Source organism: Herbiconiux sp. (assembly GCF_023264895.1).
GTDB lineage: Bacteria > Actinomycetota > Actinomycetes > Actinomycetales > Microbacteriaceae > Herbiconiux.
This window is the reverse complement of record NZ_JAHFUY010000025.1, coordinates 23,962-50,947: the sequence shown is the minus strand read 5'-3', so window position 1 is coordinate 50,947 and position 26,986 is coordinate 23,962. Positions and strand designations below refer to the sequence as shown.

General features: G+C 65.7%; 23 protein-coding genes. 11 read left to right on the top strand and 12 right to left on the bottom strand.

The features are described from left to right. Nucleotides 1-34: 34 nt before the first annotated feature. From Q0D57_RS05565 to Q0D57_RS05510, 12 genes are all read right to left on the bottom strand, one after another. Nucleotides 35-1,330: a HEPN domain-containing protein gene (locus Q0D57_RS05565; protein ID WP_090587748.1), complete on the bottom strand. Its 1,296-nt coding sequence runs from the start codon at nt 1,328-1,330 to the stop codon at nt 35-37. Nucleotides 1,331-1,339: 9 nt separating this feature from the next. Next, the gene (locus Q0D57_RS05560) at nt 1,340-4,417 is read right to left on the bottom strand and encodes a DEAD/DEAH box helicase family protein (protein ID WP_090587750.1); all 3,078 of its coding nucleotides are present in this window, start codon (nt 4,415-4,417) and stop codon (nt 1,340-1,342) included. Nucleotides 4,418-4,493: 76 nt separating this feature from the next. Further along, a complete protein-coding gene (locus tag Q0D57_RS05555; protein ID WP_090587751.1) occupies nt 4,494-6,239 on the bottom strand; it encodes an RNA-binding domain-containing protein in 1,746 nt (581 codons plus the stop codon). Between the two features lie 8 nt (nt 6,240-6,247). Beyond that, the gene (locus tag Q0D57_RS05550; protein ID WP_090587753.1) at nt 6,248-8,245 is read right to left on the bottom strand and encodes a site-specific DNA-methyltransferase; all 1,998 of its coding nucleotides are present in this window, start codon (nt 8,243-8,245) and stop codon (nt 6,248-6,250) included. A 61-nt stretch (nt 8,246-8,306) separates the two neighbouring features. After that, nucleotides 8,307-10,160, bottom strand: coding sequence for a site-specific DNA-methyltransferase (locus tag Q0D57_RS05545; RefSeq protein WP_291039541.1), 1,854 nt, complete (start codon nt 10,158-10,160; stop codon nt 8,307-8,309). A gap of 18 nt (nt 10,161-10,178) precedes the next feature. Continuing rightward, nucleotides 10,179-10,844, bottom strand: coding sequence for a DUF4391 domain-containing protein (locus tag Q0D57_RS05540; protein ID WP_090587754.1), 666 nt, complete (start codon nt 10,842-10,844; stop codon nt 10,179-10,181). Continuing rightward, complete coding sequence (locus Q0D57_RS05535) at nt 10,837-14,124, bottom strand: helicase-related protein (RefSeq protein WP_291039536.1); 3,288 nt, start codon at nt 14,122-14,124, stop codon at nt 10,837-10,839. The genes Q0D57_RS05540 and Q0D57_RS05535 overlap by 8 nt, the downstream gene beginning before the upstream one ends. Next, on the bottom strand, nt 14,114-14,314 hold the full coding sequence (locus Q0D57_RS05530; RefSeq protein WP_090587757.1) for a helix-turn-helix domain-containing protein: 201 nt from the start codon (nt 14,312-14,314) through the stop codon (nt 14,114-14,116). Before Q0D57_RS05530 ends, Q0D57_RS05535 begins: the two co-directional genes overlap by 11 nt. Before the next feature lie 135 nt (nt 14,315-14,449). Then, on the bottom strand, nt 14,450-15,586 hold the full coding sequence (locus tag Q0D57_RS05525; protein WP_090587759.1) for an alpha/beta hydrolase: 1,137 nt from the start codon (nt 15,584-15,586) through the stop codon (nt 14,450-14,452). Next, nucleotides 15,583-16,554, bottom strand: coding sequence for a DUF6545 domain-containing protein (locus Q0D57_RS05520; protein WP_291039529.1), 972 nt, complete (start codon nt 16,552-16,554; stop codon nt 15,583-15,585). The genes Q0D57_RS05525 and Q0D57_RS05520 overlap by 4 nt, the downstream gene beginning before the upstream one ends. A 35-nt stretch (nt 16,555-16,589) precedes the next feature. Beyond that, nucleotides 16,590-17,054, bottom strand: coding sequence for a hypothetical protein (locus Q0D57_RS05515; protein ID WP_090587761.1), 465 nt, complete (start codon nt 17,052-17,054; stop codon nt 16,590-16,592). 60 nt (nt 17,055-17,114) lie between these two features. Continuing rightward, entirely contained in the window at nt 17,115-17,546 is a 432-nt protein-coding gene (locus Q0D57_RS05510) for a hypothetical protein (protein ID WP_291039525.1), read from the bottom strand. A gap of 312 nt (nt 17,547-17,858) precedes the next feature. Between Q0D57_RS05510 and Q0D57_RS05505 the strand changes: the two genes are divergently transcribed. The 11 genes from Q0D57_RS05505 to Q0D57_RS05455 all read left to right on the top strand — a co-directional run. Then, entirely contained in the window at nt 17,859-18,938 is a 1,080-nt protein-coding gene (locus tag Q0D57_RS05505; protein ID WP_090587765.1) for an ImmA/IrrE family metallo-endopeptidase, read from the top strand. Next, complete coding sequence (locus tag Q0D57_RS05500) at nt 18,938-19,870, top strand: bifunctional DNA primase/polymerase (protein WP_291039520.1); 933 nt, start codon at nt 18,938-18,940, stop codon at nt 19,868-19,870. The genes Q0D57_RS05505 and Q0D57_RS05500 overlap by 1 nt, the downstream gene beginning before the upstream one ends. A gap of 32 nt (nt 19,871-19,902) precedes the next feature. Then, nucleotides 19,903-20,550, top strand: a complete 648-nt coding sequence (locus Q0D57_RS05495) for a DUF2637 domain-containing protein (protein ID WP_090587805.1) — start codon at nt 19,903-19,905, stop codon at nt 20,548-20,550. Continuing rightward, on the top strand, nt 20,547-20,951 hold the full coding sequence (locus Q0D57_RS05490; protein ID WP_090587768.1) for a hypothetical protein: 405 nt from the start codon (nt 20,547-20,549) through the stop codon (nt 20,949-20,951). The genes Q0D57_RS05495 and Q0D57_RS05490 overlap by 4 nt, the downstream gene beginning before the upstream one ends. A 92-nt stretch (nt 20,952-21,043) precedes the next feature. Next, entirely contained in the window at nt 21,044-21,937 is an 894-nt protein-coding gene (locus Q0D57_RS05485; protein ID WP_090587769.1) for a hypothetical protein, read from the top strand. Continuing rightward, on the top strand, nt 21,934-22,935 hold the full coding sequence (locus tag Q0D57_RS05480; protein ID WP_090587771.1) for a ParB N-terminal domain-containing protein: 1,002 nt from the start codon (nt 21,934-21,936) through the stop codon (nt 22,933-22,935). The genes Q0D57_RS05485 and Q0D57_RS05480 overlap by 4 nt, the downstream gene beginning before the upstream one ends. A gap of 36 nt (nt 22,936-22,971) precedes the next feature. Beyond that, a complete protein-coding gene (locus Q0D57_RS05475) occupies nt 22,972-23,664 on the top strand; it encodes a hypothetical protein (RefSeq protein WP_090587806.1) in 693 nt (230 codons plus the stop codon). Between the two features lie 12 nt (nt 23,665-23,676). Next, a complete protein-coding gene (locus tag Q0D57_RS05470; RefSeq protein WP_090587772.1) occupies nt 23,677-25,287 on the top strand; it encodes a M23 family metallopeptidase in 1,611 nt (536 codons plus the stop codon). A 6-nt stretch (nt 25,288-25,293) separates the two neighbouring features. Continuing rightward, nucleotides 25,294-25,560, top strand: coding sequence for a DUF6112 family protein (locus Q0D57_RS05465; protein WP_090587774.1), 267 nt, complete (start codon nt 25,294-25,296; stop codon nt 25,558-25,560). A gap of 148 nt (nt 25,561-25,708) precedes the next feature. After that, nucleotides 25,709-26,032, top strand: coding sequence for a DUF6112 family protein (locus tag Q0D57_RS05460; protein ID WP_090587775.1), 324 nt, complete (start codon nt 25,709-25,711; stop codon nt 26,030-26,032). A 35-nt stretch (nt 26,033-26,067) separates the two neighbouring features. Then, the coding region (locus Q0D57_RS05455) for a conjugal transfer protein TrbL (RefSeq protein ID WP_291039645.1) at nt 26,068-26,986 on the top strand (919 nt) is incomplete at its 3' end.

Below are 26,986 nucleotides of genomic sequence, written 5' to 3'. Positions count from 1 at the left end.
CCGTAGGCGTGGGCGTAGTTCTCTGATGCGATGCTCAGTGCTCCCGCGGGGCGAATATGGGTGTTTCCTGGTGGCGAATGCCGTAGCGCGTTCCGAGGCGTTCAGCCACTCGATCGATCGCCGCATCCGGCACACCAAGTTGGGCGATCAACACCAGGGTGATTACGATCCAGTTCGCGTCCCGAATACTGCGCAGGAGTTCACTCTCCTTCCAGATGCTCACTCCGCCGGGAAGTCCAGGAGCTGCGTGGGCGATCCCGTTCCTCGCCTTGAGGAATAGCTTGATCCACTCATCCGTACGAACGCGGGAGAGTCCCCACTTCTCGGGCGCTATATCCTCGATCAGGCTCTCAACCTTCGAGCGGAATGTTGTCCTGTGCAGTTCCCCCTTTAATCTTGCGATCGCGTCGCGCTGAGCCTGGTTCGTGCCATCGAGTGAGTTCAGGGCAGCAACGATCGGCTCAGCGTCCTCCTGACTCAGCAGAGGTCGAGGATCGCACAGGCCGGCCGTGGCCAGCGCCTCTATCGCGGCGGCGCTCAGAACCGCATCAGCTTCGACGTATCCAGGCTGGTAGCGCAGGCCCGCGATGATCTGCGTGACCGGAAGCAACTCGTCACGGGCCTTCCACCACCCGTCGATCACTCGCTGAGTCTGATCGCTGACGAAGCGGAGTGAGAACTCAATTGGTTTCCGCGTCTTGCCGTTGAACGGCTTGTACTTGTCCCTACCGAAAACCCGAACATCATTCCCTGAGCGATCGGTCAGTGTCAGGCTTGTTCGACTGCAAGGCTGGTCGGCTGCAAACGTGAGTAGGTCCTGGAATGTGGTGAGCTGTGTCTCGAACGCCTCCAAGGGGACGGGTGCATCTGCGGAAAGCGTGATGGCCGTGGCGCGACAAGGAAGCTCCGCTCGCATCTCAGCAACATCGTCGAGGGCTGGGAAGACGAGAGCTTGATGGGCGTCCCGCGCAGCGCCGTCTTCTGGTCGATATGTGCACGCGGAGGCGAGGTGCTCAAAGTTGGCCGTGGCAGACACGTACTCTGCGTCCATCTCCACTGATCCAATTCTCAGTTCGTCCACGCGAAGACCGAGGTCGCCGTCGATCGCGAATACCGAACCCCGTATCAGTGCCGGTTCGCCGTCGAGAGTAGTACTGAGGGTGCGTTGTCCAGGCTGCCCGGTGACTCCCGAGAAATTCCCGGGTGCTTTCAGTATCCAGCGATCGCTCCTCGCCACGAGTTCGGCAATGCCGTCGCGAGCTCCACTCGAGAGAGATACAAAGTCTATGGCCGGGTCGGGCCATTGAAAGGTGGAAGCGTACAAGGGCATGAGGTAGACCTACGCCGTGACGAGCTGCATCAGCTCGGTGTAGTCGGTCACCACGTCGTAGGTGACGTCATTGCCGTTCTTCTCGCTGAGGGAAGCGAAGAACTTGCGGGCACACTCGATCTTGGCGTCCTCGACGCCCTTGAGTTGCAGTGTGGACAGCGAGCCCTTGGTCTCTGCGACGAAGTAGACGTGCTTCACGCTGCCCTCGGTGAACGCGATGGCCCAGTCCGGGTTGTAGTCGCCGACCGGTGTGGGGATGAAGAACCCTCGCGGGAGCTTCGCGTAAACGGCGACCTCGTGGCTGGTGTCGAGTTCGGTGACGAACTCTCGCTCGATCTTGGAGTCGGTGACCACGTAGTCGTAGACGTGCTTCTTGAGCTTCGACCCGGCCTTCGAGAAGTCTTGGGCCGTCTGGTTCTCGGTGAAGATCGCGGAGTCGAAGCGGTCTTCGAGAGCGTCATATGCGAGGTGCTCGACGATGACGGTGGCCTTCTGCTCGTTGATGAGCCGGGCTGCCTCGGTGATGAACTGCTCGGGGTTGAGACGGAACTTGGCGAACGTTCCTGGCGTGACGCCGCGGAGGATCGCTGCGACCGTGCGACGGGTGAGCTGGGTCTTCTCTGTGATCTCGCCCAGCAGGTCGTACTTCACCTGCGAGCCTGCGCTGACGGTTTCGGTGTGCGTCTGCGTGGTCTGCACCGCGAAGCCGGAGCCGCTGGTCAGGTCGTCCGCCTCCAACTGCTCGCGCTGCTGGCCGGCTTGCACGACGTATTGCAGCGCGGCGACATTGAGGTGCTTGTCGAGGTGGTCGATCGCCTTGCGGATCAGTTCACCGGAGTCGAACTCAACCTGGTAGACGGCGCGGTGGTTGATCCTGCCCCACAGGGCCTGGAACTCCTTGCGAGCAAAGTTGGCCTCGTTCAGCGGTATCTTCTTCGGCTTGCGGTCATCGGTGGGCACCGGCAGGTCCAGGTAGAGAACGTCAATCAGCGGCCACACGAAGTCGATGACAGGCTTGAGTACCTCAGAGGTCGGAGCGGCGAGTGTCCCGTCTTCCTTGGCCTGCTTGTAGGCGTCGGAGATGGTGTCGTCGTCGTTCACGTAGTCGTTCTTGACCAGGTACTTGTAGAGCGCCTGGGCGACGGCTTCCTCGATGACCGACTCGCCCGAGAGGGTCTGGATGGTCTTGCCGACGAAGAACGTGACGCTGGCCTTGCGCGGCCGGGCGGCGAGCGACTCGGAGATTTCGCGTTGGAGGCCGGTCACGAAGTCGGTGTAGGACTCGTCAGTGACGACGGTCAACTCGTTGATGTCGTGCACCGTGACGGGGTTGTCCATCCGCTCCCCGTGCTGGTCAACGGCCAGCCGGAGCCCGCGCCCGATCTCCTGGCGACGGGAGACGGTGTTGTCGCTCTTCTTGAGCATGCCCATGACGAACACGTTGGGGTTGTCCCAGCCCTCGCGCAGCGCCGAGTGGGAGAAGATGAATCGGACGGGTTCGGTGAAGGACAGCAGGCGTTCCTTGTCTTTGAGGATCAGGTCGTAGGCGTCGGTGTCCGTGGACTGGCCCTTGTCGTCGCCCCGGCCGGAGACCTTGCCGTCGATCTGGTGCTTGGTCTTCTTGTCGATGGAGAAGTAGCCCTCGTGCACCTGCCGCACGTCGTCGCGGCGCAAGTAGGTCTGGTACTCCTCGGTCGCCGCGTCGATGGCGAGTTCGCCGAGCACCTCGTCACGGATCGCGGCGTACTCCTCCTCAAACATCCGCGCATAGTCGCCAAGAGTGTCCTCACGGCTGTAGTCGCGGTACTTGGCGACCTCGTCGATGAAGAACAACGAGAGCACCTTGACGCCCTGGCTGAACAGCTCGCGTTCCTTGTCCAGATGGGCGCGAACGACCTCGCGAATCTGGATGCGTCGCTTGGTCTCCTCGGTGACGTCCCGGTCGGCAAGCTGCCCAGCCACGACCACATCGCCGTTGCTCAGCTCGAGCACGTCCCGGTTCGCGTCAACCTCAGTGATGAACAGCCCCTTGTATGCCTCGATTCCGTTCGAGACATCGTGAAGGTTCGTTCCCACGTCGAGGCGCTTGACCTGTCGCCTGATGCCGGTTACCGTATGCACCTCGATCTCGACCCGCGCGCGTGGCTTGGCGCCCTTCGCGATCTCGATGGAGTCGAGGTACAGGTAGGCAGTCGATCCAGCGAGACCCTTCACGGTGATGCCCCGCACCGCGATCTTCTTCACCAGCTTCTGGTTGTAGGCGTCCAGCGCGTCGAGCCGGTGCACCTTGGTGTGATCGACCTTGTGCGTAGCGGAGTACCGCAGCAGCATCAGCGCGTTGAACCGTGACAGCGCTTCCAGCGACTTGGGCGCTCCGATCTTCTGCGGCTCGTCAATGATCACGATAGGGCGGTTGGCGCTGATGACATCGATCGGACGGCGCGACTGGAAGTCATCGAGTTCGTCGTAGATGCGGCGGTTGTCCTTACCGGTGGCGTTGAACGCCTGGATGTTGATGATCATCACCTGCACGCCAGCATCGGAGCTGAACCGCTCCAACTCGTGCAGCTGCGATGAGTTGTAGATGAACGAACGCGGCTTGGTGCCGTAGAGCTGCTGGAAGTGCTCGGCTGTCACGTCGAATGATTTCTTCACGCCCTCGCGGATCGCGACCGACGGCACCACGATGATGTACTTCGACCAGCCGTACCGCTTGTGCAGCTCCATGATCGTCTTAATGTAAACGTAGGTCTTACCGGTACCGGTCTCCATCTCCACATCAAGGTTCGGGGCACCCGGCGCGGCGGCGCTGGAAGCGAGTTTCGCCGACAGCGGGAGGTTCCGCGACCGCTGCACCGCGTGCACGTTCTCCAGCAGTTGCGCTCCCGACAGGACGATCTCGGCGTTGCGCAAGCCTGCGTCCGGGCGCTCCTCCGCCTCGAACAGTGCCGGGGCGGTCACGGGGCTGACCTTGCCGGGGTCGATCCGGTAGGAGATGCCGTCATGCTTCGGTTGCCCGGCGAAGGTCTCGACGACAGCATCGACGGCATCGGTCTGGTACTGCTGGACCTTGAACTGGAGCTTCATCGAGTGTCTTTCTTTCTGCAACCGTCGCTGTTCGTCGTCGCTGCTAGAAGGGTGCGGGCGGTGTGGATGCCTGTGTTCATGCTGATCCTGGCCCTCTCGCGTCGTCGCTGTCGCCGTCATCCTTCTTGCCGATGGGTTCGGACTGTGCGTCTTCGTCGCCTGCGTAAGAAAGCTCCCAGCGTGGCTTCGTGCGGGTGCCCCGGTTGACGATGACACCGTGGCGCCGCAGCTTGGTCAGGAGGTTCGTGATCTTGGTTGCCTTCTGCTGCTCGGTGAGCGCTTCGCTGAGCGCCGGCCGGAGCAGCGCCTCCACATCGCTGCGGTCTGCGTGGCCCTGAGCGCGGAGGAAGTCGGTGAGGAGCGTGGCGTAGTGCACGTCGGCCTGGAGGCGGGTGCGGATGTAGTCAGCCATCGCCCCGGTCGCAGCAGCGACACGAGGAGTGATCCGGCGGTGGGGCTTTCGGCCCTCGATCAACCCGACTCTGCGCAGGTGGCGGGCAGCCTTCTCGCTGATGTCGAGCCCCTTCTGAACCCGGTCCAAAGCGAGCACGTCTTCGAGCGGGAGATCGGTGCGGACCATGAGCAGCTGAGAGTAGGACTCGTCGATCACAGCGCCTGGGATCGTGAGCTTCACCTCGCCGGTGGTGCTGAGATCGTAGTCGGGCAGCGGTAGGAAACGACGCACCTGGTCCTGCACCATCCGATGGATTCCGTAGCCCATCTGGTCGATGAGGTTCAGCTCCGTCATTGCCTCCACGAGGAACGGGTTTCGGTACTGACGCGGAGTGCGCTCGTCGAGGGCATAGTCGTCGGGTGCGCCGTCGAAGAACTCGCCCACACTCTCGAAGACGATGCGGTCGGCGTGCTCGGTGACGATGATCCGGGAGTTCTGCGTGTAGTCCTGGTGTGCGATGCAGTTGTAGAGCGCTTCGAGCAGGCTGCGCTCGTCGTACTTGCTGATCTCTCGATAGATCAGCTCGTCAGGTGGCAGGAGCCGGAGCTGCACGTTACGAATCCGCTTCGCCAGCGCCGTCGTGTTCAACAGGAATGGCAGCCGGAAGTGCTCGTTCGCCCGCTGCTCGCCAACGAGCTTCCAGGTCATCTGCGCAGGGTGCGGAGTCAGCAGATGCGTCGAGGTGTCGGCGCCAAGCAGGAGGAGCGCGGCCCGCGTGATCTGGCCATCGCGGGTCAACCGTGCCTTGGACAAGAAGGTCGCGTCATCCCATGCGTCAACGTCGGCGGCAGGGATACGAGGCGAGTACCGTTCAGCAAACCCTTGACGTGCGCGGACGATCGCCGCTGTATCGAGGTGAGCGAGTGTGGCTTCAGGTACGACGACCGCCGACCAGTCCGCGCTGATCGTCTGCCGCCGAATCTCATCCAACTTGTCCAGCGAGAGCGGCACCAGGCTCTCACCTGCACGGGCGCGGTAGTCGCCCTTCCACGAGATCGGGATGCCGCGGCGCGCCGCTGGCACCTCCAGAAGCACCATGCGCATGCCGGAGTGCATGACCTCGTAGACCTCACGAACAGTCAGCCCCTGGTCGATCGACTGGTGGATGTGATGCTTCAATGCCTGACGCTGCTGCACGTCGATGAGATGCGTCGTGCCGACCACCTGCCGAGCGTTCGAGACGCCGAACACGAGCCACCCCGAAGCCAGCCCGCGCAGGTTTGCCTCGTTGCTCAGCGCCGAGACGTACTCACCGGTCTTGTCCGCAGAGAACTGCCGTGCAGCCTCCTTGAACTCGACAACCTCGTTCTCCCAACCAGCCAACAGCCGGTCGAGGAGTTCGGTGAGTTCGTCGCTCGTCAAGGTCATGTCGTTCCTCAGATTGTCCGTACCTCAGTCGCGGGCGATACCTCGCGGAACACCTGCTCTGCGTTGATGCGTGCAGCGTCGGTGGCGAAGCCTGAATCCAGGAAGACAGCCCGCAGAGGCTGCCGCCTCGCGACCTCACTGATGATGGTCGGATTGATGTCCCCGGAGAAGCAGGCGACGAGGGCTCCCTCGGCCGCCGACAGGATTTCACGGCCATCAACTTGTTCGGCGATGACGGGTTCGCTGAGGTCCAAAGCCCAGTCGAGCAACACTTGGAACAGCAGGTCGTACGCGTCGCGGTCCGGCCGGACGCTGTTGATCGCCCCGGACAGCATGTCTTGCGAGAGGCTGTCGGGGACTGACAGGGTGTCGACCAAGTTCGAGGTGTCCACTCGCAGCACTCGGAAGCCGCTATCCGCCAGCAGGTCACCCGCAAGCCTCTCGTGCGCCAGCCGCATCCGCTGCTTGGTGATCTCAGCAACGGTCGCCGGTCGCCCGAGGCGCTTGAGGTGCCGGATCGCGTTCGTGGTGATCTGCTTCGCAGCCCCCTTCGCCGTCTTGAGCGACTCGTTCAAGTCCTCGGCGACCTGGATTCCGATGAAACGGCATGACATCGACTCAGTGCTGTTGAGTTCGAGAACGGCCTGCATCGCCGAACCGGAGCCCGCGAACATGTCGAGCACGATGTCATCGCCAGACACGCCGACTGCGCGATAGATGTCCCGGAGCAGGAACTCGTCCTTGGGGTTCGTGAAGACCTTCTCGCCGAATAGCGTCGCGAGCCGCTTCGAGGCCGCGCGGCCATCGACGTAGCGGATACTCGTGAGGCTCTGGTACTCGGTGTTCGCGAGATAGGTCTTGTTGTTGGGGACTGTTGTCTCATCGGGACCGAAGTGGACGCGACCGTCGGCGATGCGCTCGCGCATCGCTGGCTCGGGATATCGCCAGCCGGTGGACGGCATCTTGACGGTTTTCCCCGTTACAGGATGGCTGACCTCATAGACGTACTGCCCATCATTCGGCCCTGCGATGTTGTCCGGGAAGTAGACGCCTCGGGCGTCCATCCAGGTGTAGTGTTTGCTAGCCGACACCGGGTCGCTCGCAGGGAACTGCTTGAACCACGCTTTTGCCTCGGCGTTGATAGCAGCCCAGTCGTCGCCGTGCTTCCTCCGGAACCCGTCGAACGCGGCGTATATCTTGTCGAGTCCCTCTTTCTTCTCAACCCAGTCACCGGCGTTGGCCTGCCGGTTCTTCACGAAGAAGACGATGTACTCATGCTGGATTGAGACGTACGCCTGATCGTTTTTGCTGCTGTTCTTCAGCACGATCTCTCCGACGTACGACGCGTCGCCGAGCACCTCCTCGCCCAAGCGGACGAGGCTGGCGTGCTCGTTCTCGTCGATCGACACAACAAGCACGCCGTCGTCGGTCAATAGGTTCCTGGCCAGCTTGAGCCGCGGGTACATCATGCTCAGCCAGTCCGAGTGGAAGCGACCGTTCGCCTCCGTGTTCGCAACCAGGCGCTCGCCACTCTTCAGGCTTTGGCCTGAGCGCGCGAGGTACTCGGCGCTCGACTCGGCGAAGTCATCGTCATACACGAAATCGTTTCCCGTGTTGTAAGGCGGGTCGATGTAGATCAGCTTCACCTTGCCGAGATACGACTCCTGAAGCAGTTTGAGCGCCTCCAGGTTGTCGCCCTCGATGAGCAGGTTCTTCGTTGTGTCAAAGTCGATCGACTCCTCCCGCACCGGACGCAGCGTCTTGGCGATCGGCGTGTTGGCGGCGAAGGCGGCGGCACGCTTGCCGGGCCAGTCGAGCTGGTAGCGCTCTTGCGGCCCCTCAACGACCTGGTCGGAGAGTTCTTGCCTGAGAAGATCGAAGTCAACAGCGAGGGTCACGTTGCCCTCCGCGTCTCGCGACTCGGTGATGACCTGCGGGAACAGGTCGGCGATCCGCTCGATGTTGCGAGCGGTGAGGTCGGGGGAATGCAGGGTCCGCTTCTCCATCACGCACCACCGACCAGCGAGCGACGGTCATATGGTCTTGACCTCAGTGTGTGGCGAGCGTTCACTGAACACCTGCCCGACGTTGATGCGCGCCGCGTCGTCCGCGAAGTCTTCGTCGAGGAACACGACACGAAGCGGCTGACGCTCCGCGATGGCCGCGGCAGCCCGAGAGAGAGAGAGAGAGAGAGAGAGAGAGAGAGAGATCGCGCGCCTCACGCGGACGTGTGCACAGGATCAACGCACCCTCCTCAACGTCGTACACCTCGAAGCCATCAATCGTCTCCTTCTGGATTGGCATCGTGAGTTCCAGTCCCCAGTCGAGAAGGACCTGGAACAGCAGGTCTTCGCCCGTACGGTCGGGTTTCACGCTGCTTCCAAAGTCCGAGAGGGTGAGTTGATCCGTGTCATCGGGCGCCCTCAGTACGTCGGTCATGTTCGTCGTGTCGATGCGGAGCGAACGGAACCCGACATCGAGCGCGTCGCCGAGGACTCCAGCCTGGGATCGTGTGTCGGCGCCTGCCCGGCGAATCCGCTCGCGGGAGACTTCCGCGATCGTGCGATACCCAGCGGTGGCCGCATCGGTGTTCGCGTCAGCGACTTCGTCAAGCTGCACCAAGATGTATCGCCGAGTCCCACCGTCCTCCGCGTTGAGCCGCGAAACCGCGTCGCCTGTCGTTCCCGACCCCGCAAAGAAGTCGAGCACGATTGAATCTGACTCAGTACCCTGCCGGACCAGCTCCTTTATGAGCCGAGTCGGCTTTGGGAACGCAAAGACTCCGCTGCCGAGCAGCTCGCGGCCTTCCTGCGTCCCGTCCGCGGTGTAGACCTCCTCGATCACCGACCTGAAGGCGATCAAGTCCGTCTGCATCTCCGCGCGGAACTTCTTCTCCCTCGGCCTTCCACCTTCGCGCGACGGAAAGAGGATGCGTCCTTCAGACACCATCTCCGCCATCCGATCCGACGAGTACCGCCAACCAGTGCTGGGATTCGGCGGATACACCGTGTCCGTCGCGGGATCGATGAGATCGTAGTGAAGGTTCGGTCGTTGCTCACGCGTGGCGAGACCGAGAATGCTCCGGCTCATCCACGGTCCACGCGGGTCGTCGTCCGGGTTCCCGAACTTCGATTCGTCTCGTTCCACGCCGCGGAGGCAGCCTTCTGAGGTACGGGCATAGGCAAGGACGTACTCGTGATCCGTTGACACGTTCGTCGTGGCCCTCATGTCGGTGAACTTCCGAGCCCTCCAGACAAGCTGCGCGATGAAGTTCCTCTCACCGAATACCTCTCCGCACACCTTCCGCAGATTGTCGACCTCATGATCATCAATCGAAATGAAGATCACCCCGTCCTCGGTCAGCAGGGCACGCGCCAGCTTCAAACGTGCGTACATCATGCTGAGCCAGTCGGAGTGGAAGCGCCCGCTCGACTCGGTGTTGGCCAGGAAACGCTCGCCAGCCGCAGATGCCTGGCTCGAACGCTCCAGGTACCCGGCGCTGGACTCAGCGAAATCGTCGTTGTAGACGAAGTCGTTCCCGGTGTTGTAGGGCGGGTCGATGTAGATCAGCTTGACCTTGCCGAGGTAGGACTCCTGGAGCAGCTTGAGCGCGTCGAGGTTGTCACCTTCGATGAAGAGGTTCTTCGTGGTGTCGAAGTCCACCGACTCCTCGCGAACGGGACGGAAGGTCTTAGCGATCGGCGCGTTAGCTGTGAAGGCGGCGGCACGCTTGCCCGGCCAGTCGAGCCGGTAGCGCTCCTGCGGGCCCTCGACGATGAAATCGCTGAGTTCCTGGCGCAGGAGGTCGAAGTCAACCGCTCGAGCGGGGTTGCCGTCGACGTCTGAACTCTCGGTGACCACGCTGGGGAACAGCTCGGCGATCTTGTCGATGTTGGCCTGCGTGAGGTCGGGTGATGTCATTCGTAGTCTCTCCACGGGTTACCTCTGCTGTTCCAGTTCGTGTTGCTTCGTCTTGAGTGTGCGGCGGAGCTCGACCTTGCGGTTGAGCTGAGGCTCAGTGCGGAGCTTGCGCTCCAAGGAGGCGACCTCACGTTCGAGCTTGCGCACCGCCGACAGCCTGTCAGCAACGTCTGACATGTCCTCGCCCGGGCGGGCCGTGATCGGGGTCAGCGGCTGTAGGAGTGCCGCGTAGAGGGCGGGCAGTGTGATCGCCGTCGGCAGGGCTTGCCGCCCCGTGTCTCCTCGCTGCCAACCGGTCGAGTAGTAGTCGCTGAGCTTGGGAGCCCCGGTGCCGAGCTGCTTGTGCGCCGCGACCGTCCGCGCCTCGGGCTGCTCGCCGCGGTGGCGCGCGATCTCGAAGATGATCGGGAACGGGATGGCCTTGTCGATGGCGCCCAGGACGGCTTCGCTCACGTCATCGGTCTTGGCGTCGATCGTGAAGACCTGCACCTCGGGGACTGCCGGCGTGCCGGGCAAGTTGACCGTGGCCTCGGCGAGTTTGTAGGCCCAGGTGATGCGTTGGACTTCGGCGATGAACTTCTCCCGCACAGCAGCGCTGACGGTGCCGTGCTCGTAGAACTTCTCCTTGGGCACTCGTTTGCCGAGCTTCGCTGCCTCGGGCCAGCGGTAGAGGATGTCAGTCATCGGCACCGCCCTTGGCGGGGTCTACGACGGCGATGAACGCGGTCAGTTCGAAGTCGTCGAGGCCGGCGATGGTCTGGGTGAGGGCGGTCGTGCTGCCGCCGGTGAAGAGGCTGTCGATGTCGCGTTCCTCGGTGACATCGATCATCGAGTGGATCGCGTCGGTGAGCAGCGCCGAATACATGCCCATCTGGGCACCCTCGCCGGTCACGGCGTTGAACACGCCTACGACATCGCTGACCGGTTCCTCGTAGGGTCGGCAGCCGGCGCGAAGCAAGTCGAGGAGGTGCTTGGCTTCGGTGTGGTTCGCGATGACCTCGCCCTGGTCGTCGAGGTAGACGAGGTAGTGCGGGTGGAGTCGGTTGCCTCGGTTGATGTGCTCGTCTGCGGTGAGGTTTCGGAGGGCGAAGATGACTCCGGGCCGCAGTCCCTTGCTGGGGTCTGCGGGGATCACGGCGTGCAGGCCGCGGGGCGCGGTGTCGAGGTCGCCGTGTTCCTTGATATAGCCGAGCAGGTCCATGCGGAAGTCGTTGAGTCCGAGGTCGGTGATCGAGACTCCCGTTCGGACGTCTTCGAGCTCGATGACCTCATCTTGGAGTTTGCGGAGTTGCTCCTTGCGGAAGGCTGCGTCGGAGTCTTCGAGGGTGAGGACGTTGTCGTCGGCGGTGCTGGCCAGGTCGGCGATGACCATGCGGTTCTCGACGCGTTCCTTGAGGTTGATGTACTCGTCGAGGGAGATGTCGGGCCAGAAGTTCACGAGCTGAATCTGACTGTTGGTGGAGCCGATGCGGTCGATGCGTCCGAAGCGCTGGATGATGCGCACGGGGTTCCAGTGGATGTCGTAGTTGATCAGGTAGTCGCAGTCCTGGAGGTTCTGGCCCTCGCTGATCACGTCAGTGCCGATGAGCACGTCCAGCTCGCGGGTCTCGCGCGGCATCGTGAGGTGGCGCTGCTTGGAGCGCGGCGAGAACAACGACATCACCTGCTGGAAGTCGAAGCCCGTGCCGAGGGTTGTCTTCGCTCCGTGGCTTCCGCCGGTGATCACGGCCGTGTCCAGTCCGGCGGCTGCGAGCGTGGGCGCCAGTTCTCGGTAGAGGTAGTCGGCGGTGTCGGCGAAGGCGGAGAACACGAGCACCTTGCGGTTGCCGTCGTTGATGGGGTGCCGAGCCTTGTCCTCGATGAGTTGTTTGAGTTTGCGGAGCTTGAGGTCGTGGTCGGGGGTGACTTTGCGCATCTCGTCGAGGAGTTCCCGCAGGGTCTCGCGGTCGTTCCACAGGTCGCGCTGCCAGGACTCGATGTCGAGGTCGTCGAGGTCGATCTTGATCTTCTCGCCGAAGGACAGCGCTTCGATGTTCGCGTCGTCTTCGTCATCGACATCGAAGTCGAGCCCCGCGAGCTCGGGGCTCAGATCGGCGAGGTTGCCCGCGTGGTTGCTGATGCGTCCGAGTGTGTGGGTGACGGAGCCTTCGATCTTCGCCAGGGTGAGGCGGAAGGCATCGACCGAGCTCTCCAAGCGCTTGAGCAGGTTGACGGTCATGAGCTTCTTCAAGCCCTGCTCACGACCGGCCTGCCCGAGGTTGGATCGGGCGCTCCCGGCGGTGACGTTGTAGAGGTCTTCGTACTTGGCGCGCCGGCTCGGGAACACGTAAGCGAGGGGGGTGTAGACGGCGAGGGTCAGCGCCTGGAGCTGCTCGAAGATGTCGTTGAAGCCGGGCACGTCCGGGAGGTCCGTGAGCGGCTCGCGGATGGACAGCGGAGGGCGTCGCTCCGGGAAGGCGCCGATCTCGGTGGTGTCATAGAACGCTTGGATGTGCTTGCGCGAACGCGCGATGGTGACGGAGTCCAGTAACTCGAAGAAGTCGAAGTCGAGCATCTGGAGGATGCGGTCGGTGGTGCGGTGCTCAGGGTCCAGCTTGGACCACTCGTTGAACACGCGCTGCGCGTCAGAGAAGACCTTCTCGACCGTCGTGGACAGGCTCAGGTGCTGGGCGAGGTTCTCTGACTCGCCCTCGTAGGCGAGCTGGAGCTGGTTCTTGAGGTCGTTGAAACGGTTGTTCACCGGGGTGGCCGAGAGCATCAGCACCTTGGTCTTCACGCCCTCGCGGATGACCTGGCGCATGAGGCGCTGGTAGCGCGACTCCTTCTCCTCGGCGTAGTCAGCGTTGCGGAAGTTGTGGGACTCGTCGATCACGACGAGGTCATAGTTGCCCCAGTTGATCCGATCCAGCCGCAGGCCGAGCGACTCACCCTTGGTGCGGGAGAGATCGGTGTGGGCAAGCACGTCGTAGTTGAACCGGTCGGAGGCGAAGATGTTGGTCGTCAGGTTGGCGTTGTAGTTCGTCCAGTTCTCCGCGAGCTTCTTCGGGCACAGCACCAGCACCGACTTGTTGCGCAGCTCGTAGTACTTGATGACCGCGAGCGCGGTGAACGTCTTGCCGAGGCCGACGGAGTCGGCGAGGATGCAGCCGTTGTAAGTCTCCAACTTGTTGATAATGCCGGTGGCCGCGTCGCGCTGGAAGTTGTAGAGGCTCTGCCAGACCCTCGTCTCCTGATACCCAGTGCGGTCGTTCGGCAGCACGTCCTCGTTGATGTCGTCGAGGAACTCTGCGAACAGGTTGTAGAGGATCAGGAAGTAGATGCGTGCCGGGGAGTTCTCGGTGTACACGCTGGCGATGTGATCATGGACGGCCTGAGTGACGTCGCTGACCTGTTCGGGGTTGTTCCAAATCTGGTCGAACAGCTGCATGTACTGCTCGGTCATCGAGGCCTCGTCGAGCCGGTTCACGAAGCTCGACACGGCGTTGCCGCGTTCGTAGCCGAGATCGGCGGTCGTGAACCCCTGGAGCTGGGTGTACGCGGCCTTGTCATCGATGACCGCGAACTGCTGCATCGGGTTGCCCGTGGCGTTCGAGCGGAAGGTGACCTTGCGGCGAACCCAGTCCGCGCACTCACGGGCGATCGCGCGCTGGGTGAGCTTGTTGCGCAACCTGATCTCAAAGTCGGACCCCGCCAGGCTCGACTCGGCCTGGCCGCCGGGAATGAAGAACTCGCGGCGCTCTTTGCGGAGCTTGTCCGTCACCTTCTCGGTCACGAACGACGGTGACGTGAAGATGAACTCCAGATCGCTGACCTTCTCAAGCTCCTTGCGGAGAGCCTCGAACGCGAAGATCGAGAACGTCGAGGCAGCGATGCGCACCTTCGAGCCTGGCGCAATCTCGGCTTTCAGATCGTCGCCCAAGAGGTCGGAGACGTTGTTGATGATCCGCACGTGACTACCCAGCATCCTCGTCGTGAGTCGAGGCCGAGGCTCCACCCCGTCGCACCCAGTCGTCGATCTCGCTGGCTTGGAACTTCCAGAGGCGTCCGACCTTGTGGGCTGGCATGGCCTTCTCGGCGATCCAGGTGTAGACGGTGTCTTTGGTGACCCCGAGGTGGGCGGCGATGTCGTCTGCGGACAGCCACGGCTCAGCCACGTTGGTCCTCCCTCGCTCTATGGCCCAGGCAGGCCAACACTCACGATGGTACCGGCGGAGGTACGGCTTGAGTTGGGTTTCTCCGGGCGTGGCCGAACGAGATGGGTGCCGAGAGCGGCGACGCCGCTCGGGCGATCAGCGTGCGACACGCGTCTGGAGCCATCTGATCACTGTCTTCTGCCAGCGGTCGGGGTCGGCGTTCCAGCAGAGGGTGTGCCCAGCGTCGAAGGTCTCCAACTCGACGAGGCCAGGGCGTGCGTCTCGGAGTGCTTGTGAGAGCTGAAGCGGTACGGAGTCGTCTTGGCTGCCGTGGAGGATCAGGGTCGGCGTCGTGAGGTCTGCGGCTCGGGATGTCCAGTCGAAGGCGGGAAGTGGGATGCGGCCTGGCAGGCCGACGGTGCGAGCCAGCGGGCCGATGGTGAGCCACGGGATCGCGAGGTAGCCGGTTGCTGCGGGAAGTCCACTGCGGGCGCAGTTGGCCTTGATGACCTCGGCCCAGCTGAGAACCGGTGAGTCGAGTGCGAGCGCGACGATCAGCCCGGCGTGCCGCGGGTGGTCGGCGAGCTGGAGGGCGATCGCGGCACCCATCGACCAGCCGAAGAGCACGATCCGCTGCGCTCCGCGTCGGACGGCGTACCCGATGACCTCGTCAACGTCGGGCGTCTCGGCGTGGCCGAGGGTTGAGCGGCGGGTGCCGACTCGCGGCCCTTCTGCTGTGTTGCGGTAGCTGACGACGAGGGACGTGTAGCCGAGTTCGGTTGCGGCGAGGACGCCGCGGAGGGTGCCGGCGCGGGTGCTGCCGAGGCCGTGGATGTGGAGCGCCCACGTCGAAGGGTCTCCGTCGATGCGCCAGGCCGGGCACGGCCCTGCGGGGGTCGTGATGCTGATGTCGCGGGCGTGGAGTCCGGCGTCGGCTGGGGTGGCGTAGTAGATGCCGCTCCAGGAGGCGCACTCGTCGACCTTCGGGTTGAAGTCGGGTGCGGTGCCCGTGATCCTGCGGGCGACGCGGGTAGGTCCGCGATCGACGACCTCAGCGGAGAGCTGTGCCCAGCCGCCGTGATCGAACCAGACGTTGTAGATGCCGTCGGCGGCGGTTTGGTCGGTGCGATCGAGCACGACCAAGTCGCCGTCTTCGTCGTGCTCGACTCCTCGGACGGGGAGGTCGAACTTGCGCGGGCCGACGGGTGCGGTGAGCCGTCGCGCGATGGCGTACCCCGCCCCAGCAGCCGCGGCTGCAACGACTCCAGCGCTCAGGGCGATGCGGCCGATCACGATTCCCGCTCCTCGACGTTCGGGATGGGCAAGGTCGTCGCGACGGCGGTGTCGTTTCCGACGAGGTGGCTCTCGGCGCGTTCGAGCAGGGTGCGTTCGGTTCGGCTGGTGTCGAAGGTGACTCGGGGGTCGATCATCGCGTCGCGGATTTCGACGATCTCTCGGTGCAGTCGCCCTTCGGGGTCTTCCGTGCTGGCGGCGAGCGGGTCTGCTTGGCTCAGGCCGGGCCGCACCTGTGTCGCTCGGTTCCAGAGTGACTCCAGCTGTGCCGCGAGGGCGGCTGTGCGCTTGTCGCGCAGGTAGTGCTGGGCGCGCCGGACGGCGGGTTGCGCGGCGAACCCGGCGCAGAGGAATAGGAACGTCAGGAGCGAGAGCGGCCCGTAGGCGGGCTGAACGGCATGCAGGAGGCCGAGTCGGCCGGTGACGTGGGCGATGTCCATGACGATCACAGCGAGGCAGAGGGCGACGCCGAAAGCTGACCCGAGCGTCAGCAGCGCTGCGGGCAGGCGCTGGACACCGGCGCTGTGCCGGTATCGCCGGGCGGCGAGGGTTAGCATCGCGGCGATGACGATGCCGCCATAGACGAAGGTGATGATCGAGTAGGCAGCCGTCGCGGGTTGAGCGCCGAGGTCGCTCATGAACTGCGTGGTCGTACGGCCGCGGTCGATGAACACGAACGTCACGGCGATCGCGGAGAGCGAGATCACGAGCACGGGTGCGCTCACGGCGACGCGGACGAGCGTGGGCCTGTACTCGCCGGACTTCATGACGCCCCGTCCGAGGAAGAACAGTCCGGTCATCAGCAGCGCGTCCGCGAGCAGTGTTGCGAGGTTCGTTCCGCCGACGAGCGGATCGACGGCCGTGTAGATTCCATCGACGTTCAGCGTCATCGCGATGGCGATGGTGAGTGCGGCGTAGGTGATGCTTCGGTCGGTGCGTTTGCGGCGGAAGATGAGCAGGCTCGCCACGAGCGCCCACATGAGCGTCGCGACGAGCGTCTGGATCATCCGAATATCTCCGAGAAGGCCGATTCGGCGAACACCGATCCTCGGATGCCGGCGGCGAGCTGGTCGGCAAGGGACTCGGCGGCGATCTCGGTTTCGCTGTCGAGGTCTTGCCGCCGGAGCAGGCGTCCGCGTGTGCGGGGCGGGATGTTGGGCAGCAGCATGTCCACGGCTGGGCAGTCCGCTCCGTCGCAGTGGCCGAGGATCATGTGCGCGAACTCGTGCAGGACGAACTGTTGGCGGTGCAGTGTCGAGTCGGTGCGGGCGTGGAGCACGAGGTCGTCCGTATCAGTGGCCAGCCAGAGCGCGCAGAGGCCGTCGTGCGTGTCGAGGTCGGCGAGCTCGATGACGCGGAGCCTGCGGTGCCGCTGGTCCTGGACCGAGCGGAGGAGGTCGTCGAAGGTGAAGGTATTGCCGAGCTGAAGGCCCGCGACGGCCGCCGATACGGCCTGTTCTATGTTCACGGTTCGCCCCTCTCAGTGGGGAGCAGCGACCGGTATCGGCTTCGCCCTGCGCGACACCTGTCAGTGCTCAGGCGTTGGTGCCATTTCCTCATCCAGGAACTTGGTGATGGCGTGGAGTGCTTTCGGCGAGATGTCGCCGAGGGTGCGGCCAGCATAGGACTTCACCTTCGCGGCACGCATGGACCGAACCAGGTCGAGCTGCGCTGAGACCTTCTCGGGCGTGGCGGCACCGTCCTCGCCGAGCAGGAACGCCGCGTCCACGTCGAAGAACGCGGCGAGCCCCTCGAAGACTGCGGGGTCTTGGACGTAGCGGTGGCCGTTGACCATGTACGTCCAGCGCGACCGCGAAAGGTTGGTGCCTCGCTCTTGGAGGTAGCCGGCGATCTGCGAGTAGGTCGGCTCCGTGCCGGACTCGGCCACAGCGACATCCATCAGGAGCCGCAGACGTTTGGCGAGGTCTTCGGCCGCAGCCTGGCTCTCGTCTTCGGTCATGGTGGCTGACCCCCTTCCCTTCGCGACGGGCAAGGCATCGATGTGGGCCACCCGGAGGGTGGTTGTGCATGCTCAACCGTACTTGTTGAGCATGCACAAATCAAGGGTTGCGCATGCTCAACGGTCGGTGTTAGAACAGGACTCCGGGACACTTTGAGCATGCTCAATACCGGTGCCCCGGTCTCGGCTCGGGCGGCCTCAAGGAGGTGAACGATGTCCAGCTCACAGTCCGGACACGGGTGTTCGCGCCTACCTGCCAGGTGTACCGCCGCGCGCCACCGCGCCGCGGCCCACCGAAAAGGAGACCGGAGCATGGCATCGAACGAGGACGCCCGCGCGGCGCGAGAGGCGAAGCTCGACGAGCTGCACGAGAAGCTGACCGGCGCGGTCGAGTCGCTGGTCTCCGGTGACGACTGGCGGCAGGCGCTGGCCTTCGCAGCACGGTTCAGGTCGCGGTCATTCAACAACACGATGCTGATCTGGGTGCAGCACGAGGCCGCGTTCGAGGCAGGCCGCGTGCCCGAACCCTTCCCCACCCTCGTCGCCGGATACCGGCAGTGGCAGGGGCTGGGACGGCAGGTGATGAAAGGGCAGCCGGGCTACATGATCTTCGCGCCCGTGACGGGCCGGTTCGCCACCGCGACTCCTGCCGATGCGAGTTCGTGGCGGCGGCTCGGCCCACGGGAGAAGCCGAAGGCCGGCGAAGTGGTGCGCTCGCGAATGGTCGGAGCGCGACCGGCCTACGTGTGGGATGCGTCCCAGACCGACGGCGAACCGCTGCCGGTCCCGCCCGCTCCGGCGCTGCTGGAAGGTGAAGCTCCGTCGGGGCTGTGGGAAGGGCTGGCGGGGCAGGTTCGCGGCGCGGGGTTCGAGGTGCTGCGGGTGCCGCACGAGGGGATGATCTCCGGCGCGAACGGCATGACCGACTACGAGGCGCGCACGGTCGCGGTGCGGGAGAACATGGACCCTGCCGCGCAGGTCAAGACGCTCGCGCACGAGCTGGCGCATGTGCTGATGCACGATCCCGACGATGAGGAGGCGCGGCAGCATCGCGGCATCCGCGAGGTCGAGGCCGAGTCCGTGGCTCTGATGGTCGGTGCGGCGCACGGCATGGACACTGCCGGGTACACGATCCCGTACGTCTCGACCTGGGCCGTCCGCGTGGACGGCCAAGAGCCCGTCCAGGTGGTGCAGGCCACCGGCGAGCGGGTGCGGAAGACCGCGCTGGCGATCCTCGACCAGCTCGACACGCTCCAGGTCGGCGACGGCACCCCGCCCGGCCTCGACCGCGACAACGCCAGTCCGCGCACCTCCCGCACGTCTGCGCCTGCGGTGGAGACCGATCGTCCGCGTGCTGCGCAGGTGCCAGCTCTGGCAGGGCGGGGGCTGTGATGCCCGAAGCATTCGATGTCCTGGCGGCGCTCATTCGCGTGGATCGCTCGCCAAGCCTGGCGTTCGCGGCTCGGAGCCTCGCGGCGGCTGGCGTGCCCGTGTTTCCGTGCGTCGTCGAGGGGAAGCGTCCGCTGACCCGTCGTGGGTTCCTCGATGCGAGCAGCGACCCGGAACAGGTCGCGGCCTGGTGGTCGCGCACACCGAACGCGAACATCAGCATCCCGACCGGCGCTGCATCGGGCGTTGTCGTCGTCGATGTCGATGTCCATGGCCCCCACGATGGCCGCGCGGCATTCGAGCGCGCCTCCGAGGCGGGGCTCGTCGATGGAGCGGGTCTGTTGGTGCGCACACCCACCGGTGGCGCGCACGTGTACTTCCCGGCGACACCGGGCCGGGAGCAGCGGTCGTGGCAGGCAGCCACTGCGGGTGTCGATTTCCGGGGCGACGGCGGCTACATCATCGCTTCGCCTTCCCGGCGAATCATCGACGGCAACGTCCGCCGCTACGAGGTCGCCGACATCGCCGCGCACTCGGTCGGCCCGGTGGACGCGACCCGCCTGCGGGACTTCCTCGACCCGCGCCCCGTCGCCTCAACGCGCGCCGAGGGCACTTCGATGGCCGTGGATGGGACGCGGCTGGCGGCGTGGGTCGCCGGGCGGGGTGAGGGCGAGCGGAACCGGGGCCTGTTCTGGGCCGCCTGCCGCCTCGCCGAGAACGGCGTCTCGCCCGCCGACGCGCTCGATGCCCTGGGTGCTGCGGCACAGTCCGCGGGTCTGGGCGATCGCGAGATCACTACGACCGTGCGCTCTGCCTACCGAGCCACCCAGCCCGTATCCGAGGCCACGTCAGACCACCGGGCCCAAGGCGCGGGCCGGTGGTTCGAACGCTCGGGAGGCCCACCTTCCGCAGCCTTGGGGAGGGCGGGGCTGTGAGGCGTGAATCGGACGGGCGGCGCTGGGCCGCGATGACCGCGGTCGCGGGGACGGTGTTCATCGCCGCCGGGGCGTTCTGGCTGTCGTTCACCTCGTTGGCCGATCTCGCCGCTCGCTCGGGGATCGGTGCGGGGCAGGCGTGGGCGTGGCCGCTGATCGTGGACGGGATCATCGTGGTCGCCACGGTCGCCGTCGTCGCTCTCGCCGGGCAGCGCTCTGCCTGGTATCCGTGGGCGCTGCTGGTCGGCGGCGCGATCGTGTCGGTGACGGCGAACGCCATTCACGCCGTCGTCGCCGCAGATGCTGACGTGCCCAGGATGCTCGCGGCCTCGGTCGCCGCGGTGCCGCCCGTCGTGCTGCTGGCCATTACGCACCTGACCGTGATCCTCACCCGCGCCACCGACCCCGCCACCGAACCTACCGCCGCCGCGTCGTTCTCGACGGCTGCTGCGGAGTCGATGCCTGCGCTGCCGTCCGCCGAAACCGAACCGACCCGTCACGACGAGGGCGTGGCGGATCGGCGGGCGCTGGGGCAGGAGCTGCGGGAGGCGGGCTGGTCGAACAAGCGGATCGCCCGCGAACTCGATGTGCATCCCTCGACCGTAGGCCGCTGGTTCGCCGTCGCACACCTGACTGACACAAATGACACCGCCGACGAGCGGGAGGAGACGACCCCATGAACACCAGCGACAACGCGCAGCACACCGACTCGGTAAGGCCCGATCCGGCGAGGCTGGTCCTCGAGGAGCCGCGGGAGCGCCCCGAGCCAGTCGAACCGGCGAGCACGCCGGAGGCGGTGCAGGCCGCGCAGGTCGCCCGCGACGACAAGCAGCACGCGATCGTTCGCGGGCGCGGCGTGGAGTGGGTACGCCCCACCGACCTGATCGCCCGGCACTCCGCGCACGCGGCCGGGCGTGGTCTCGACTTCCAAGCCGAGCTCGCACGCCGCACCCGCACCCCGCTCGGTGCAGGCGTTCGTCGTCTCGGGGACCGCGCCCGGCGGTTGCCGCCGATCTCAGCGTTCGGGCGCAGCAGCACACCGGCGTCGCAGGTTTCCCGCTCCGGGGTCTCGATGAGTTGACGGTGGTGACGGGTCATGGCTGCGACAGCATCGGCTACAGGACGCACTCGTGGGAGCGAGTGCGCACCTGCCTGCCAGGAGGTGCCGACACCATGACCACACCAACCCGCACCAGCAGCAACACCGAGCCGACGGCCTTCGGGGCTGAGGACTTCACCACCGGCGAGGGCCTGCGCGCCCTGCTCAATCGCCTCGCCGAGGGCGGCGAGGATGCCTGGGTTCACGACCCGGTAGCCCGCGACCTGATGGAGTTCGCCGCCGACAAGTACCGCGCTCTCGCGAGGAAGCACAAGCTCGACACCTGGGAAGCGGTCACGGCGGCGTTCGACGCGATGCAGTACCGCTCGACCCGCGAGGCCAACGATCCGTGGGCGATCATCACCCACGCCGTGCGGATCACCTGCGTCTACGAGGAACGCGCCCAAGGTCTGCTCTGCTCGGTGCACCAGGCCCGCCGCGCGCACGTCTCGGCGTTCCACGACCCCGAACGGTTCTCCGAACGCGACACCGCGCTGGCCGACTACCATCCCGCGTTCCACACCACCGACCTGCGTCCCAGCGACCTCGAAACCGAGCCGCGCGACAGTCTCGGGTCGGCGCAGGCGTGCATGTCCGCTGGATCGGCGGCCGAGGACGCCATCGCGATGCTGTGCCTGCTCGACTGGCCGACCGACACCGCTCGGGCCGCCGTCGAGCACGTCTGCGGTGCGTTGATGAAGGCGGGCACCCGCCAGTCCGCCTACGAGGCGCTGCGCCGCGACCGGCACGCGCGGGCTCTGCTCGACCTGCCGCGTCGCTCCTGGGCCGCGCTGCTGAAAGCACTGCTCGGGAACCCGCACCCGGCCTACGTGGCCACCAGCAGCGGTCGCGGCATCCTGCTCCGGCTGCTGCTGGGCGAGACGCTCGACCTGCTGCTCCGCGACGATGATCTGATCCTCGCGCTCGCTCTGGCCGCGCCGAGTGGTGGAGGCGGTGAGGCGTCGTGACCGAGCCGCAGATCGGCAGCATCCAGCTCGACCGCACGGTCGAGTCGATCCTCGTCGGCACACGGCACCGCGCCGACCTCGGCGACATCGACACACTGGCCGCCTCCATCGACCGCGACGGCCTGCTGCAACCTCTCACGATCACCATCGACGGCGTGCTGGTGTGCGGGGCACGACGTCTGGCCGCGATCAAGAAGCTCGGCTGGCGCACCGTCAACGTGTGGGTTCGCAGTGGCCTGTCCGACCGACTCGGACAGCTCCTCGCCGAGCAGGACGACAACATGCTCCACAAGCCCTACACCCAACTCGAAGCCGCCGGCCTCTACCGCGAGATCAAGCAGGTCATGGCCGAAGACGCCGCCCGCCGAAAGTCCGCCACCCAGTTCAGCAGCGAGAACCAGCCGGGAAACGACGGTGGTGCAAACTTTGCACCACCGTCGAGCGGGCCGCTCGGGAAGGCGCGGGAGCAAGCGGCGGCGATGATTCCCGGCGGTGCATCGCACACGACGCTGGAGAAGATCGGCTACCTCGAAGACATCGCCCACAACCCCGCTCAGCCAGAGGCGTTGCGCACCGAGGCTGCCGCCGGGCTGGAACGGATCGAGGCCGGCGACCCGGTGCATCCGATCTACCAAGCGATCCGCGACGCCGACACCACCGCGCGGGAGCGACGCGAGGCCGAGCTGCACGCCCGCGCCGAAGCAGCCGTAGCCCAGGCGAAGTCGATCAAGAAGGGCAAGCGCATCCCACCCCGCCCGCTGCCGCTCGTCACCGGCGACGGCCAGCCCGTCCGCTACCCGCTGCGCGCGTTCGTGCAGACCTGGGGCGAGCTGGCTGACTGGTGGACCCACTACGACGCCGGCACCCTCGCCGCCGAGCTGACCAACGAGCAGTTCGAGAACTTCCTCACCACCACCGACGGCACCGTTCGGTTCGCCGACGCACTCCGCGTCGCCCGCGAAGGCACGGCGGAACGGCCACGACTCCGAGCCCTCTGACCGCGGGCGTGGGTGCCGGGTGCGCACCTGCTCGGCATGAGCCCTGCACCCACCAATCCCCGGAACCGCCGCCGACTCGTCGCCCTCATCGCCGCCGGCGTCGTCCTGCTGCTCCTGACCGGTGTCGGCGTCTACGGACTCCTCACCGGCCCCCGCAACAGCACCACCCCCGATCCTGACTCGGAGCCTGGCCCGGTCACCACGGCACCGCCAACCGTGGCACCGAGCACGCCTCTACCGCCGCGAGTTCCAGCGGTTCCCCGTTCTGCCGACCCCGAGACTTTCGCTCAGGGCGTCGCGTCAACGCTGTTCGCCTGGGACACCGCTTCGGGGCTGTGGCCGCTGGACTTCACCTCGACGATCCTCGCGGTTGGCGACCCCAGCGGGGACGAACAAGCAGGGCTGGCCTCCGACGTGGCCGCGTACCTGCCGACCCGAGACGCCTGGATCGAGCTGCGGCAGTACGCCACCCGTCAGCACCTCACCATCAACACCACGTACGTCCCCGACGCTTGGTCCGAGGCGGTAGCGCAGGCCCAGCCAGGGCAGCTCGCGGCCGGAACGTCGGCCGTCACGATCGAGGGAACCCGCCATCGCGCCGGGGTCTGGAACGGCCAACCGGTCATCAGCGAGCATCCGGTCGCGTTCACCTTGTTCATCGTCTGCGCACCGGCCTACCCGACGTGCCATCTGCTGCGGCTGTCGCAGCTCGACAACCCGCTGCGCTGAAGGGCTGGCGTCGTGTTCCGCAAGGCCGCCATCGCAGCCCTGGCACTGCTGTTCTTCGCACCCGCCGCAGCACTCCTCGGGATCGGGGTGCTGATGAATCCCGCCGCTGCCTACTGCGCCACTCCAGCCGGGAGCGTGAACCTCGGCCCGATCCCGGACTCGCTCACCGTGACCACCGCGAACGGCGAAACCTTCACGCTGAATCGTCAGCAGCTCACGCACGCGGCCACGATCATCTCCGTCGGAAACGGCATCACCGACGTGGGCAGGCCCGGAATCAAGATCGCGCTGATGGCCGCGCTCACCGAGTCCACGCTGCGGATGCTCACCAACACCGGCACGTACCCCGAGTCGGCGACCTACCCGAACGACGGCAACGGCGGCGACCACGACTCCCTCGGCCTGTTCCAGATGCGCCCCCAATCCGGGTGGGGCACTGTCGCCGAGCTCATGGACCCGAACTACCAGGCGCGAGCGTTCTTCGGCGGGCCGACCGGACCGAACTACCCCTCGCCACGCGGACTGCTCGACATCCCCGGCTGGCAACAGATGGACCCCGGCGAAGCCGCCCAAGCCGTCGAGGTGTCCGCCTACCCCGACCGCTACCGCAACTACGCGCCCGTCGCCGACAGCATCCTCACCGCCCTCACCACAGGCGGCAGTGCTGCTCTTGGTGTCGGCGGCCCGGCGGTGTCGTCGTCGCGGGTGGTGTTCCCGCTGCCCGAGGGCACCTGGGTGCTGACCTCGCCGTTCGGGATGCGGGTGCACCCGATCACGGGCGAGCGGAAGATGCACACCGGCACCGACTTCGCCGCGCCCGACGGCACCCCGATCCTCGCCGCCGCGGACGGCACCGTCACGGTCGCGGAGTTCTCCGGCGGGTACGGCGGCCTCATCGTCATCGAGCACACCATCGACGGCAAGACCGTCGCGACCGCCTACGCGCACATGTGGCAGAGCGGCATCCACGTCCGTCCCGGCGACCGGGTGAGTGCCGGGCAGCACATCGGCGATGTCGGCTCCTCGGGCATGAGCACTGGCGCACATCTGCACTTCGAGGTCCGGCCCGGCGGCACGAACAGCGAGGCCATCGACGCCGCCGCCTGGCTCAACCAGCACGGGGCCGCGAACCTGCCGACGGCGACCAGCGGATCACCCGCCGCCTGCAACAACGCCACCGCGGGCACGCCGACCGGTGTCGATGGAGACCCCGACCGGCTCGTCGACGATCCCACCAGCTCGGGCAAGATCACCGCCCGCATGCTCCACCTCTACCAGCAGACCCTCGCCGCGTTCCCCGACACCGGCTGGGGCTGCTACTCACCGCGCCCCGGCACCAAGTCCGAGCATCCCCTCGGCAGGGCGTGCGACATCACCTTCGGCAACCGCATCGGCCAGCGACCCACCCCGGTACAACTCGACGCCGGCTGGAAGGTCACCAACTGGATGAAGGACAACGCCGACGTGCTCGGCGTCGAGTACCTGATCTGGCAAGGCCAAATCTGGTCGGTCGCCCGCGACGCCCAGGGCTGGCGACCCTACAACGGCGGCGGCATGCACGACCCCGCCTCCATCACCGGAGGCCACTACGACCACCTCCACGTCACAGTCAAGGTTGGGTGAACGGAAATGGGTGTCTTCCCCGACTTCAACGGGCTCGGCGGCATCGGCGACCTGCGCGCCGTGGTCGGAGCGCTCCTGGCGTTCGTCCTCATCGTCGCCGTCCTTATGTTGATCGTGTCGGCCATCGTGTGGGCCATCGCGACCGCCCACGGCAACTACGCGACCGCCAGCAAGGGCCGCATCGGTGTCCTCGTCTCCGTCGGTGCCGCCGTCCTCGCCGGAGGCGGCGTCGCCTGGATGAACTGGCTACTCAACCTCGGCCAACAACTCTGACGCCGAACGCCTCCGAACCTGTCAACGCCCACGTCCTCGCCGACGTGGGCGTTGTCGTCTCCGCTGCCGAGGGGTCGCGGGTGCACCTGTCGCGTGTACCCCGTCTGCGAGTTCGTGGGCGGGCCGCCCGTCGCCAAGGAGACCTACCGTGTTCGATCTGCTCGCCAACGTCATGTCCGCGCCGCCGCTGCTGGTGCCGATGGACATCAACATCGACCCCAACACCAACGGCCTGCCGGGGATCAACCAGCTGCGCACCATCGTCGGCGCGGTGATGACCATCGGCCTCATCCTGTCCGTTCTCGCGCTGATCGTGTCCGCGATCGTGTGGGGCTTCGGCGCGAACTCCTCCAACCCGCACCTCGCCTCGCGCGGGAAGATCGGCGTCCTCGTCTCCTGCGGCGCGGCGGTGATCTGCGGCGCGAGCGTGACGCTCATCAACTTCTTCTGGAACGTCGGCCAGTCCGTCTGACCCGCCCGTCGTCGTCGAGAGTGCTGGTGTTCGTGATGGGCGTGTGCGACGTTCCCGTGATCTCCTCGGTCTGCGATGCCGTCGGCGAAGGAGCCGCCTCGCTGGTCGCGGCCCCGTTCGACTGGCTCGCCCAGGCGATGGGTGCCGCCGCAGGGTGGCTGTTCGAGGCCGTCTGGTCGGTCTTCGACACCACGACCCTGGTGGATGTCACCAAGCCCGGCTACATCGCCGTCTACAACCTGCTGTTCGGCATCGCGGTATTCGTGATGCTGATCTTCTTCTGCCTCCAACTCATCACCGGCCTGATCCGCCGCGACCCCACCGCACTCACCCGCGCCGCCCTCGGCCTGGCCAAGTCCGTCCTCGGATCGTTCGTGGTCATCACGCTCACCGCGCTGCTGTTGGAGGTCGTCGATCAGCTATGCATCGGGATCGTGCAGGCCGCCGGAGAGACCACTGAGTCGATGGGCGACAAGATCGCCCTCCTCGCCGGAGGGCTGGTCGGGATCAACATCGCCGCTCCCGGCGTCGGTGCGATCATCACGATCTTCATGGCCGGCCTCGCGATCACCGCCGCCGCGATCGTGTGGCTGTCCCTCCTCGTCAGGAAAGCGCTCCTGCTGGTCGCGGTCGTGTTCGCGCCGCTCGCGTTCAGCGGTGCCTCGTGGGATGCCTCGCGGGGGTGGATCGGGAAGTGGGCGATGTTCGTCGTCGCGCTGATCTGCTCCAAGCTCGTGCTCGTCGTGATGTTCCTCGTTGCGATCACCCAGGTCTCCGCACCGATCGACGCCGACCTCGCCTCGATCAGCGACCCCATCGCGGGGATCGTGCTGATGGCGATGGCCGCGTTCGCCCCGTACCTGACGTACAAGTTCATCGCGTTCGTCGGGTTCGACATGTACCACGCGATCGGCTCCGAGCAGGACGCCAAGAGCGCCCTCAACCGCCCGATCC